General features: G+C 61.0%; 2 protein-coding genes. One reads left to right on the top strand and one right to left on the bottom strand.

Annotated features, from left to right (window positions below):
- Nucleotides 1–463: 463 nt before the first annotated feature.
- Entirely contained in the window at nucleotides 464–11341 is a 10878-nt protein-coding gene (locus ACYZT3_RS16840; RefSeq protein WP_462030329.1) for a peroxidase family protein, read from the bottom strand.
- A 681-nt stretch (nucleotides 11342–12022) separates the two neighbouring features.
- On the opposite strand from ACYZT3_RS16840, the gene ACYZT3_RS16845 reads away from it, so the two are divergent.
- Nucleotides 12023–13762: a type I secretion system permease/ATPase gene (locus tag ACYZT3_RS16845; RefSeq protein WP_462030330.1), complete on the top strand. Its 1740-nt coding sequence runs from the start codon at nucleotides 12023–12025 to the stop codon at nucleotides 13760–13762.
- Nucleotides 13763–13767: the final 5 nt, after the last annotated feature.

Here is a 13767-nt window from a genome sequence, read left to right on the forward strand (position 1 = left end):
GCTGGAGCACTGGCCACAGAATCAGGCTGCCCCGCAAGCGGGGAATTATAGGCTGTTCAATTTTTTGGCATAGAGAATGCTGTGCGTTCACTAGCGCATTAATTGCGAGTTTGAAGCTGTTACCACTGGAAAAACAGCTTTCCTGGGGCACTCCTTGTACAGGCAACCGTTGCCTTGAAAAACACCTGCGCCGAAGATCAGGCGCGCATTGCTAGCCCTTCTGAGGAGTCACTTTCATGCGCATCGAGCCGCTAATCCTCACGCTGGTTCTCATTCTTTTCATTTTTTCGATAGGGGCAGCCTGGAGTCTTATCGGCTTGTTCAGCAGTTAAGAGTCAGTGGGAAGCATTCATCACGTTTGGGTGACAGGCGGCGGGTGTGTCGAAAACCGATTAAAAAAAGGGAGGGCGTCCATGCCCTCCCCTCCGCTTTCCAAGCGTCTGCAACAGTACTGATCAGGACCTCAAGTGGCGAGAATGAAGTCTGCGGCAGTGACGGTTGTTGCATCGGCCACACCGACCAGGCGGATGGAGTCAGGTCCTGCGTAGCTGAGCAAGGTATCCGCACCGACATCGGTGATGATGACGCTGCCGGCAAAGGTCGCAGCAGTGACGCCGAACGCGGAAATATCGAGCCGGTCCTGGCCTCCCACCGCGTCGGCATCGAAGCCGATGATCTGATCGGTCCCGAAGCCCGCTGCGAACATGAAGATATCGTTGCCACTGCTGGCAACCATCATGTCGTTGCCGGCACCGCCAGTGACCGTATCGTTGCCAGTACCGCCATCGATAAAGTCATTGCCAGTGCCACCGTTCAGGGTATCCGTGCCAATGCCACCGAACAGTTGGTCGTTGCCGCCGCCACCATTGAGGGTGTCATTACCCACCCCGCCGGTGATGACGTTGTTCAACCCGTTACCGTTACCGACGAAGTTGCCGACTCCGGTGTAGGTCAGGTTCTCGACATTACCGCCCAGCGTGTGGCTGGCCAGCGAAGTCTGCACGGTGTCCGTACCGCCACCCGCCACCTCGACCACCACGTCTAAGGCTGCATCGACGACGTAGGTATCGTTGCCGGCGCCCCCCAGCATCCGGTCAGCACCTGCACCGCCATTGAGGAGGTCGTTACCCACCCCGCCGGTGATGATGTTGGCCTGCGCGTTACCGGTACCGGTGAAGTTACCGGCGCCCGTATAGGTCAGGTTCTCGACGTTGGCACCGAGCTGGTAGCTCGTCAGGCTGGTTTGCACCAGATCGGTACCACCACCCAGCGCCTCGGTGACAAGGTCACCGACGTTGTCGACCACAAACGTGTCGTTGCCAGCACCGCCGTTCATGGCATCCGCGCCGAGCCCACCGTTGAGGGTGTCGTTGCCGTCCTCGCCATTGAGGACGTCGTTGTCGTCTCCGCCGTTGAGGATGTCGTTGCCAGTGCCGCCAAACAACTGGTCGATACCGGCGAGGCCATTCAGCGTATCGTTCCCGCCCAGGCCAAGCAGCACATCGTTTCCTGGGGTGCCGGTGAGGGTGTTCGCCAACTCGTTGCCCTGCAGCACCACGCCCAGTGCCGCAACCGCCACCGTCGCCGCTGAGGTCACCGACTCCAGCGTACCGAAGCCATCGGTGTAGCGCACGATCACTCGCAGTTGCAGATTGACCTGCGCCGCACCAGGGGTGAAGGTCGCAGCGGTGGCGCCGTTGATGTCGGTGAAGGACGCGCCGACACCTTGCTGCCACTGGAAGCTGAAGGTGCCCAGCCCATCCGGATCGGCAATCCCAGCCGTCAGCGCGGTCAGCACCTGCCCTTGATCCGGTGTCGTATCGCTGATCAGCAACGCGCCTGTCGGTGCATCGTTGACGTTGGCCACTGGCCCCAGGATGTTGGAGGAAACGCTTTCGGCCGCACCGAAGTCATCCACGTAACCGACCACCACGCGCACTTCCTGCCCGACCTGAGTCTGGCCAAGCGCGAACGTGCTACCGGTAGCGCCGTCGATGTTGACGAAGCCAAGCCCGTTGCTCGCCTGCCACTGGTAGGTGAACTGCGGATTGCTCAGGCCATCAATGTCGATGATGCTCGCCGGGTCAGCGGTCAACAGCTGGTTCTGCACTGCAAGCCCAGTTACGGTTGGCCCTTCAGTCGGTGCATCGTTGACGTTGTCCACCGGCCCCAGAATGTTGGACGAAACGCTTTCGGCCACACCGAAGTCATCCACGTAACCCATCACCACGCGCACTTCCTGGCCGACCTGAGCCTGGCCAAGCGCGAACGTGCTAGCGGTAGCGCCGGCGATGTTGACGAAGCCAAGCCCGTCGTTCGCCTGCCATTGGTAGGTGAACTGCGGATTGCTCAGGCCATCGAGGTCAATGATGCTCGTCGGGTCAGCGGTCAACAGCTGGTTCTGCACGGCAAGCCCGGTGACGGTCGGCCCTTCAGTCGGTTCGCTGTTACCAGACGAGTCGACGATCTCCAGCGTACCCTTGGCATCCTGGTACACCGCCCGAACGCGGATGTTCAGACCTGCCACATCGTCCGTCACCCGGTAGGTGGTGCCGCTCGCCCGCGATGCCTCGCCAGCGGCGACGAAGGTGATGTCGTCATAGATGCCCGAGCCGGCAATGGTTTCGACCTGCCAGTAGTAAGCCACCCCACCGGTCACCGCGCCGGTCGGATTGGTCACGCTTTGGTTGTCCGCGTCGTGTACCGCCCGATCACTGACGCGCAACAACTGGCCAGCAACCGGCGTTTCGTCACGCACACCGGTGGCAGCATCGAGGATTGCCAGATGACCCGAGGGGTCGTTGTTTTGCGCGGTCCCCACTCCGGACAACTGCGCAACGTCAGCGAACTGCAGTCGCTCGATGCCCGTCAAGCGATCGACGCCATCACGCCCCGCCACCGAGTCGGTCACAATGACCGTGTCGCCATCGATCTCGACGCTGTATTCCCCTGCATTACCGGAGAACAACGCAGTGTCGAAGCTGTCATTGCCGGTCAGAATCTCCCGCACGATGACCAACTGGCCCGGGTTGTAAGTACCGTTCAGCATAAACGGCACCAGTGGCTCCATGCTGTTGAACGTGGCGATTTCCGCGCCAGTGCCGTCAGCGTTCGCCCGTACGCTGATGCGTACGTTCAGCCACTTGTCACCGTCGATGATGTCGTCACCACCGCGACCTTCGATCAGGTCGCTGCCGCTACCGCCGAGGATGATGTTGCCGCCGTCGAAGAACGTCGCTCCGGCGGGCAGCAGATCAGCCAGGCCGTCGATCAGGTCAATGTTGGTCAACACACTGCCGGTTGCACCCGCAGTGGGCAGCGAGGTGGCATCTTCGTTATCACCGCGCAGGAAGTCACCGTGCGATGACCCCGACAGACCTTCCATGATGTCGAAACGCACCTGCGCCGAAGCACCCGAACCCGGCAGCGGCGGAACATTGAAAAAGCGGTCGGTGAAATCGATGGTCACGCCCTGGGCGAGCCCCTTGAAGGTTGCCCAGTCATAGCCGGAGCCGCCGATATAGCGGTCACCGAAGCCGAGACTGCCGACCATGATGTCGTCGCCGCCTTCGCCGTTGAACTTATCGTTCTCGTTACCGCCGATGAACACATCGTGGCCGATGACAGGGTCGTTGCCGAGCGGGTCGAAGTTGTCGCCAGGTGCACCGTCCGAGGTGCCCTTCTCGATCCAGTCGTCGCCTTCGTTGCCCATGTCCTGTTCGTTGGCTTTGCTGCCCAGAATGAAGTCGTTGCCGTGGCCACCAATGGCCTCGGAAGCGTCTTCACCGGTCACGATGAAGTCATTACCGAACCCGCCAATGATCAGGTTGACGCCATTGCCACCGTGCAGCACGTCGTTGCCGTCGCCACCCTGGATGTTATCGTCGCCACCGCGGTCGGTGATGATGTCGTCGCCGGCGCCACCGCGCAGTTGGTCGTTGCCGTCACCCCCTTCGATGCGATCGTTGCCGCCGTCACCCCAGACCGTGTCATCACCTTCACTCGAAACGAGGATGTCTGCGCCGTTGGTACCGCCTAGCACGATGTGCTCTTCACCCGAGTACCGGATGTAGTTGGCGTCCGGCCCCGCCGTCAGCGGGTTGTCGCGGAACACCACCTGCTCGCCATTCTCGCCAAGCGGATCGGCGTTGCCCAGGCCATCGTTGTACTGCTTGCTCTGGTCCCTTTCCAGATAGAACCCTGGGTCCGAGAACACCAGCCCCGGCAAGTGCGTGGCCGAGGTGTTGGCCATGATCAGCTTGGCGAACGAGTTGCTTTCCAGTTCGGCATTCATCGACAGGCCAGCGGTACGCTCCAGATAGTAGAAGCGGTCACCGTCCTGCAGTTTTTCCAACTGGTTCTCGAACACGAAGTTGAAGGTCGAGCCGAGCATGCCGCCGAACGGAGTTTTCTCTTCGGCCAGGCCGCCGATCCAGAGGTCGATGGCATCGACGCCCGTAACGGTCACACCTCTCAGATCGTCGGCAGTCCCCAGCAGCCCATCCTTGCCGGCCCGCGTCACGTTGGCCCAAGTGCCAGTGCCGTTGAGGAAGTCCAGACGGTCAGCCGGCGCACCCGTACCACCCAATACCAGCGCCAGGGCTGCAGCGCGTTTGCCTTCCAGCGTGGTCGCCGCCGTGATCGTGTCATGAGTGCCATAGGCCGCGATGAAGTTGATCAACGACTCTGGGTGTTTGAGGTGCTGCACCAGGTCGACCCAGCTGGTGTACGGCTTGAGTTGGGTATCACCGGTTTGGCTGTAGATGTCGCGGCGGACCGCATTGAGCGAAGGAATCCCCACGTCGCGGCCACGGGCGATATTGATCGCCGGCAGGTCAAGCGGCAGGCCGAGCAGGTTACTGCGCAGCGCCTCGGTGACGAATTCGTCGATTTCGTTACCGGCTTGCCGAGTCATCCCACGCACGATCGCACTGGTCGCATCCTCGGGCGTTACGCCACTGGCGGCGTACGCCAACGGGTTGAGGAACGCCGCGATCAGGCCGAGTTGCTGATCAGGATTAGCACTGTTCGGATCACCGACCACGTTGAAATCGACGTCGAAGCGATCGACGGTCTCGGTCAGCATCGAGTGGCCAAACCGGTACACGGTGTGGGCGAACTCGGCGACGATCGAGGCATCGAGGTCAACGTCATAGACCTGGGTCGGTGCAAAGAACAGGTCGACGTTAGGCTGGATGGTCCGGGCAAACTCCTCGAACACCAGATGCTGATACTGCATCTCGGTGCCGAACTTGGCAGCCTGGAACAGGCGCTCGCCATTCCACACCAGCGCATCGATCTCCGTCTGGTTGGCGGGTAAACCGCTCACCGGGGTCAGCAGCCACTCGTTGAGGAAGGCCAGGTCACCCGAATCGAGCACGGTGTCCTTGGTCTGCGCGACCAGCCGATTGTGCTCGGAGTGGAAAATCGCATGGACCGCGGTCAGGCCAATGTTCTCGTTGACCCGGCCGTCGCCAGCGATGTAATGCGCATCGAGCAACTCGTTGTCGTAGGCCAGGTTGGCCCCGGTGTGCGGATTGGCCGGCACTGCGTTGCCAATATCGGAATCCGCGTCAGGCACGAGCACGCCACTGCTGAACACCGGCGCTGCATTGTGGGCAATGTCGGCGAGGAACTGGTGACCGGTGCGCACCGCATTGGTCAGGCTAATGGGGGAAAGCGGATTGCCTTCGACCAGAACGTCATCAGCCGTGCCGCCCAGACCGTCAACCCCCTTCATCACGACCATCGGGAAGCCGTTCGGCCCCTTGATGAAATTGCCATAGGCGTCGGTCGCCAACAGCGGCGAGTTATTGACGTCGGCATCGGTCAGGCGGATACCCAGGATGTCGTTGGCCTGCGCCTTGACCACCTTCCAGGTCGCCATACCACCGATTTCGCTGTCGTCTGCAGTCCCAAACTTGCCATCCGCCCCCAGGTCACGGTTAGTGATCAGTCTGCCGGTCGCGATGGGGCCGTTGTCGGTCAGCTCATAACCGCGCAGGAACACCTGGTGCGACGGGTGCGAGCTGTAGGTCTGGTTTTGGTCCACGAATGGCGACGTGGTGTTGGTGTGTTCATGGATGTCGTCGGCCGTGCCGAGAACGCCGTCCGCCCCTGGCAGGTTGGTCGCGCGGGTCAGCACCATGAAGTTGGTGTGGCCACCTGGCACATACAGCGGATCATCCGGTTGCAGCGGGATGAAGATGGTGCCCGAACCGCCTTTGGTCAGCAGGTCCAGACCATGATCGAAGAACTGCCCGAAGAAGGTCATCCAGGCGTTGAACGGCGCGGACAACCCTGCATCCGCCGTGGTGTTCTCGAACAGGTACACATCGTGGTCGTCGGCAGTACCGAACTGACCATCCATGCCGGGGCTGGCGACTATCCGTGTGCCATCCTTGAGCACGTCGTCGTTATCCTCCGCGCCGAAGTTGAGCACACCGTCCGCACCCGGGTCGTAAGCCGTGGCGTAGGCCGCCGGGTTGTTCGACGTCTGGTCGACGATCAGATTACTGATGGTGCGCGGTTGCGAGTCAAACACGTAGCCGCTGGTCTGCTGATACGACGATCCCGGAATGGCCGGCGAGCCGGGGCCGAAGAAGCCGGCAGGCGCACCTTCCGCGGGATTGAAGACCGGATCGGTCACGCGCGGAAAGACGTTATCGGCGGCACCAAACTCGGTGTTGTTGATGCCGTTGAGGTTCATCAGGTTGTTGTTCGAGCCATCGACCGCACGCAGGCCCAACGGCGCGCGGATATTCGGGATCAGCGAAAGGATGTCCTGACCCGCCGCGTTCGCCTCGGCAATCTTGATCTGATCAAGGATGAAGTTGAGGTCGGAGCGGACCATGTGAAGGCCCTCGCCGCCCTCGGTGGCGTTGACGACGGGTGTCTGGGCCGTCGGCACAACCGGCGCGCCGGGTTCCACCACGGCAGTCGGCTGCGAGAACAGCACTTCAGTCGTGCCATGACCATCCTGATAGATCGCCTTGACCCGCAGTGACAGCCCGGCAAGATCAGGCGAGACCTTGAAGGCGGTGCCGTCTGCGCTCTGGAATGCCAGGTCACCGGCAGGCAGCAGAATGATGTCTTCGAAAATGCCGGTGCCCGGGTCGGCTTCGAACTGCCAAAAGTAGGACACCGAGGCGTTGTTGATAAAACCCTGCAGATTACCCACCGCGATGTTGTTCGCATCGCGCACCCCGGCCACGTTCACCGTCAGCGTATCGCCCACTGTGATTGCGCCGCCGTTTGCATCCGTGACGGTTGGCCTGCCGAGCGGTTGTGCATTCAGCCCCGGCACCAGCACTTGCTGGGTATCGGAAAACTGCAGGCGTTCGATATGCAGCAAGGTATCGGTGCCGTCGCGACCCACTTCGGTATCGGTCACCGTCCAGACATCGTCCGCTACATCGGCCGTGCCGCGGGTGTCACGCGTCACCACATACTCGGATTGAAGCCCGGAGAAAATGGCGGTGTCGAAAGCCGCCCCGCCCGTCGAGCTGCCCGGCAGGATTTCCCGCACGGCCTTGAGCTGACCCGGGTTATACGTGCCATCGATCATGAACGGAATCATGTCGACCATGCTGTCGAAGGTGGCAATCTCGGGGCCGGTATGATTGACGTCACCGGCGTCATAGACCGCAATCCTGACGTTGAGCCATTTGTCGCCATCAATCAGATCATCACCACCGCGGCCCTCAATCAGGTCACTGCCATTGCCACCCAGGATGATGTTGCCCGTGGCAAAGCCGGTGGTCGGCAAACCGGCGTCGGCCAGAAACTGCTCCAGTCCGCGGATCAACGCCACATTGGTCAGCGCACTGCCCGTGGTGCCACCGTGGTCGACGATAGTGACCGCATTAACATTATCGCCCTTGAGCACATCGCCGAATTGCGAACCAGACAAGCCTTCGACCTCGGCAAAACGGTCGAGGATCGAGGCCGGCGACGCGCCGACCGGGTTGAACGGCCCGTTGTTCTGGTTTGGCGCGTTGCCGTGTGGCTGCGCCAGCGCGGCCATGGTCAGGTCAACGGTCACGCCGACCCTGTCATTTTTGTGGGTTACCCAGTCGAAACCGGACATGCCGTCCATATTGTCCTGGGCATCGCTGCCGACAAAGATGTCATCGCCACCCTCGCCGATCATTTCGTCGAAGCCACCACCACCGACAAAGATATCGTTGCCGATCGTCTCGTCATTGAGCAACGGCGAGGCGTTATCGCCAGGTGCACCGTCCTGGGTGCCCTTCTCGATCCAGTCATCTCCTTCGTTGCCGGTGGCTGGCAGGTTGGTCTTGGCGCCGAGGATGAAATCGTCACCCTGACCGCCGAAGGTGATGCTGACGTCTTCGGTGGTGATGATGAAGTCCTGGCCATCGCCCCCCAGGATGAGGTTGCCTCCCACCAGCATGCTACCGGCGACGATCACATCATTACCGGCGTTGCCTTCCAGACGGTTGTCGCCGAACGAGTCGGTGATGATGTCATCGCCCGCGCCACCCAGTACCGCATCGTTCCCGGCGCCGCCTTCGAGGCGATCGTTGCCGCCGTCGCCGTAAAGGGTGTCATCGCCATCACCGGAGACAATGATGTCATTGCCGGCGGTGCCGCCGAGGACGACATGGTCTTCACCGGTGTACTGCAGATAATTACTGTCCGCGCCAACAGTGTTGGGGTTGTCGCGGATCACCAGCGCCACGATTTCCACGCCGTTGATCATCAGGCCGCCCGTCGGATCGGCTTTGCCGCCCGCGCCAAGGTTTGTGAACTGATTGGTCTGATTCACTTCCAGGGTGTACGTCGGCGTCAGGAACACGGTGTTCGACAAGTGAGTGACATCGGTGTTGAGCATGATCAGCTTGGCAAAGGAGTTGTTTTCCAACTCGGTGCCGAAGTTCAGCCCCGCGACGCGCGATAGATAGTAGAAGCGGTCGCCGTTCTGCAACGCCTCCATCTGGGTCTCAAACACGAAGTTGAACGACGAGCCGAGCATCCCGCCGAACGGCATCTTCTGCTCGGCGAGGCCACCGACCCAGAAGTCGATGTCGTCGACGCCCGTGATCGTTACACCCGTCAGGTCGTCTGCGGTACCCAGTACCCCATCCCTGCCTGCCTTCGTTACGTTGGCCCAGGCACCGCTGCCGTTGAGGAAGTCCAGGCGGTCAGCCGGCGAACCGGCACCACCGAACACCAGCGCCAGGGCAGCATCGCGTTTGCCTGCCAGCGTAGTCGCGGCCGTAATGGTGTCATGCGTGCCATAGGCCGCGATGAAGTTGACCAACGACTCGGGGTGCTTGAGGTTGTCCGCCCAGTCAGCCCAACTGATGTACGGCTTGAGCTGGCTGTCACCGGTTGATTGGTAGAACTCACGCCGCGCCTCATTTAACGTGGGGATGCCAGTGTCGCGACCACGCGCCAGGTTCAGGGCCGGCAAATCGAGGGGCAGACCGAGCAGATTGTTGCGCAACGCTTCGGTGACGAACTCGTCGATCTCGTTGCCGAGCTGGCGGGTCACACCGCGAATGATCGCGCCTGCCGCTTCGTCCGCGGTAGCCCCGCTGCCGGCGAACGCCAGCGGGTTGAGGAAGGCCGCGATCAGACCGAGTTGCGAGTCCGGGTTGTTCGGGTCCGTGAGGAGCGGATTGAATTCGGGGTCGAAGCGATCGACAGTCTCGGTCAACATCGAGTGACCGAAGCGGTACACCACGTGGGCGAACTCGGCGAGGATGGCCGGATTGATCGAGGTGTCATAGCCGTTGGGGGCAAGGAATTCGTCGATCTGCGGCTGAACGGTCCGCGCGAACTCCTCGAACACCAGGTGCTGGTACTGCATCTCGGTGCCGAACTTGGCGGCCTGGAACAGCCGTTCGCCGTCCCACACCAATGCTGCGATTTCGGCGAGTGTAGTCGGTATCGCGGCAACGTCGTCGACCAGCCACTCATTGAGGAACGCCAGATCGCCAGCGGCCAGGATGGTTTCCTTGGATTGCAGGACCAGGCGGTTGTGCTCGGAGTGGAACACATGGTGCACGGCGGTCAGACCGATGTTCTCGTTCGCCCGGCCATCGCCGGCAATGTAGTGAGCGTCGAGCAGTTCGTTGTCGTAGGTCAGGTTTTTGCCGCCCGCGCCAACGGGCTGCGCATTGCCGATATCGGCGTCGGCATCTGCCTGCAGAACCCCGCCGACGACTACCGGCGCGGCATTGTGGGCGATGTCGTCGAGGAAGCCATGCCCGGTGCTCACGGCGCTGGCCAGACTGATCGGAGCATCCCGGTTGCCTTCGACCAGTTGCGTGACGTCATCAGCCGTCCCGGCGATATTGTCAGCGCCGTTACTGATGCGCATCACCACTTGCGGCATACCGTTCGAGCCCCGCATGAAGTTGCCATACGCATCGGTTGCCAGCAGCGGCACGTTGTGCACATCGGCGTCGGTCAGGTTGATGCCGAGAATGTCACGGGCCTGGGCCTTGACCACTGCCCAGGTCGCCATGCCACCATTTTCGGCGCCGCCATCATCGGCAGTGCCGAACTTGCCATCGGCGCCCAGATCGCGGTTGGTAATCAAGCGCCCCGTTGCAACAGGGTCACCTGCCGCGTTGAGGACGTACTCGCGCAGGAACACCTGATGCGACGGGTGCGAGCTGTAAGTCTGGCTCTGGTCTACGAACGGCGAGGTGGTGTTGGGCTGGCCATCATCGGCAGTGCCGACAATTCCGTCCGCGCCGGCCGTACGCACTGCCCGTGACAGCACCATGAAGTTGGTCGGGCTGCCCGGCACGAACAACGGATCGTCCGGCTGCAACGGAATAAACACAATGTCGGTACTGCTCTTGCTGAGCAGGTCGAGGCCGTGGTCGAAGAACTGGCCAAAGAAGGTCATCCACGAGTTGAAGCCGGCGGTCAGACCAACGTCCGGCGACTGGTTGGGGATGAAGAACACTTCCTTGTCGTCGGCCGTGCCGAACACACCATCGAAACCTGGGCTGATCACCGCGTCGGCACCGCCGTTCGCCGCAACCGCGGCCGGGTTGCTGGCGGTCTGATCATTGATCAGGTTACTGATAATCCGTGGCTGCGGGTCGATCACCGACCCGGTCCCGGCATAGGCCGCTCTATAAGAGGCATCCAGCAGGCGCAGGAAAGAATTGTCCGCGGCGCCAAATTCGGTTTGCCCGGCGACCAGGTTGTTGTAGCTGCCATCGACGGTACGCAGGCCGAATGGCACCTGACTGTTGGGTAGCAAATCACTGAGGCTGGCGCCGTCGGCATGGGCTTCTGCGATGAAGATTTGTTTGAGGATGAATTCCAGGTCCGACTTGTTGAAATTGGCCATTTAGATTGCCCTCGATCTCTGTGGGGAGGACACGGGACGATAAGAATCCTCCCGCGCCCAGCCAGGTGCTGGCTTGCGCAGTGTGTTGGTTGTTTTTTTTGGCGAGAGCTGGCACGGGATGGCAGAGCCGTTACACGGCCCCCCCGGGATGCGCGCCTGGAATTCGCGAAAGAATGGCTCGCTGAGCGTTTAGGCAGAGCGAATCCGAGCCCTGGGTGGGCCATGGAAACTTGAAGAAAAGGCGAATTCCCGGAACAGCCCCTTCACTCTGCAGAAGAACGAAATAATCGACATGGTGTGCTCCCTCGGGAAAATCATCGCGCCTTGCGTTGCCAAAAAGTTGACAGGCTTCAGGCGGGTGGTTCCCTCAATGGATAAGACTAAAGGTGCATAGTGAAAAATTGTCAATTTTACGACGCGCAAACCAGACGATTGGTAATTGACCTCTCAACTAACTGTTTTTTAAAAACTTATAGGCAGTTCATTGCAGCATTAGAGCGAAATGTTATTTCAGATTGTGTCGCCGCCACCTACGCTGCTGCCTAGGAAAAGTTCCGCAGAGATTTGCAGGAGATTCGCCCTAGAGCGACCACCCTGCGTATCGATCAGCTGCCTGCGGATCTACATCTGTTAGCTGTTGCGCCGCAAGGGCAAACGGCTTTTCGAAGAGGGGTCACCCAAATGCACAAACAGTCGAGCAGTCGCCGATCCGAACTGGCTGACGCGCTTTTTCGACTTCGCCGCAGTTTTTACTCGCTGGCAGGGTTCAGCGGCGTCATCAACGTCATGATGTTGACGCCTGCCGTGTACATGCTGCAGGTTTATGATCGGGCGTTGGTCAGTCGCAACGTCACAACGTTGACGATGTTGACCATTCTGGTGATAGGCCTGTTCTTGCTGATGGCCACGCTGGAAATGTTCCGCACCCGCGTGCTGATCCGGGTCGGCAACTGCCTCGACATGGACCTCAATCGACGCATTTTCACCGCAGCATTCGAGCGCAACCTGAACCGCGCCGGAGGTAATCCGGCCCAGGCCCTGCAGGATCTCGCGCAGGTGCGTCAGTTCCTCACCGGCAATGGCCTGTTCGCTTTCTTTGATGCGCCATGGACGCCGATCTACCTGCTGGTCGCCTATCTGATCCACCCGCTGCTCGGACTGATCACGCTGATCGGCTCGCTGATTCTGGTGGGCCTGGCTTATCTCACCGAGAAGGCGACGCAAAAGCCGCTGGCCGAAGCCAATCAGGCCGCCCTCTCCTCCGCCAGCTACGCCAACAACAACCTGCGCAACGCCGAGGTCATCGAGGCCATGGGCATGCTGCCGTCGATCGGCAAACGCTGGTACCAAAGCCATTTGCGCATTCTGGAAATGCAGACCCTGGCCTCCGACCGTGCCGCCCTGATCAGCAGCACCGGGCGCTTCGTGCGTATCACATTGCAGTCGCTGATCCTCGGCGCCGGCGCGCTGCTGGCGATCGAAGGCAAGATCACCCCCGGGATGATGATTGCTTGCTCGATCCTCACCGGCCGCGCGCTGGCCCCGGTGGAACAAGTCATCGCGTCGTGGAAGCAGCTGCTGGGTTGCCGTTCGGCTTGGGGCCGGTTGAACGAGATGCTGAACGAGTATCCGCGCCGGCCACCGAGCATGTCGCTGCAGCGGCCGCTGGGCATGCTGGCGGTGGAGAATGTATATGCCGGTGCCCCCGGCACCAGCAACACGATTCTGCGCGGGGTGAGCTTCAATCTTTCCCCCGGCGAAAGCCTTGGCATTATCGGTCCATCCGCCTCGGGCAAATCCACCCTCGCCCGCCTGTTGGTCGGCGTCTGGCCGGCACAGGCCGGCAAGGTGCGCCTGGACGGTGCGGACGTATTCACCTGGAACAAGGGCGAACTTGGCCCCTGGCTCGGTTACCTGCCACAGGACGTGGAGCTGTTCGAGGGCACCATCGCCGACAACATAGCGCGCTTTGGCGAAGTGGACAGCGACGCGGTCATCCGGGCCGCCAGGACGACTGGAGTGCACGAGATGATCCTGCGTTTAGCGCAGGGTTATGAGACCCGTCTGGGCACCGATGGCAGCCCGCTTTCCGGTGGCCAGAAGCAACGCATCGCCTTGGCCCGCGCGCTGTATGGAGAACCCAATCTGATTGTGCTGGATGAGCCGAACGCCAACCTCGACGACGTCGGTGAAAAGGCCTTGGTCGATGCGTTGGCCCAACTCAAAAATCGCGGCGCCACCGTCATTCTGATTTCCCACCGTCCCAATGTGCTCTGCGCCGTCGATAAGGTGCTGATGCTGCGCGACGGCGGCGTGCAGATGCTCGGCACTCGCGACGAAGTATTCGCAGCGCTGCGCAAGGCCACTGTGATGCCTGCAGGCGCGTCGACTCCGCTGGCCTCCGTCAAAGCACGGGAGTGACTGAT

Source organism: Pseudomonas sp. MDT1-16 (assembly GCF_054898115.1).

Excerpts from the sequence above, each read along its gene's own strand:
- ACYZT3_RS16845 (WP_462030330.1), top strand. The coding sequence starts at position 12,023 with ATGCACAAACAGTCGAGCAGTCGCCGATCCGAACTGGCTGACGCGCTT.
- ACYZT3_RS16840 (WP_462030329.1), bottom strand. The coding sequence starts at position 11,341 with ATGGCCAATTTCAACAAGTCGGACCTGGAATTCATCCTCAAACAAATC.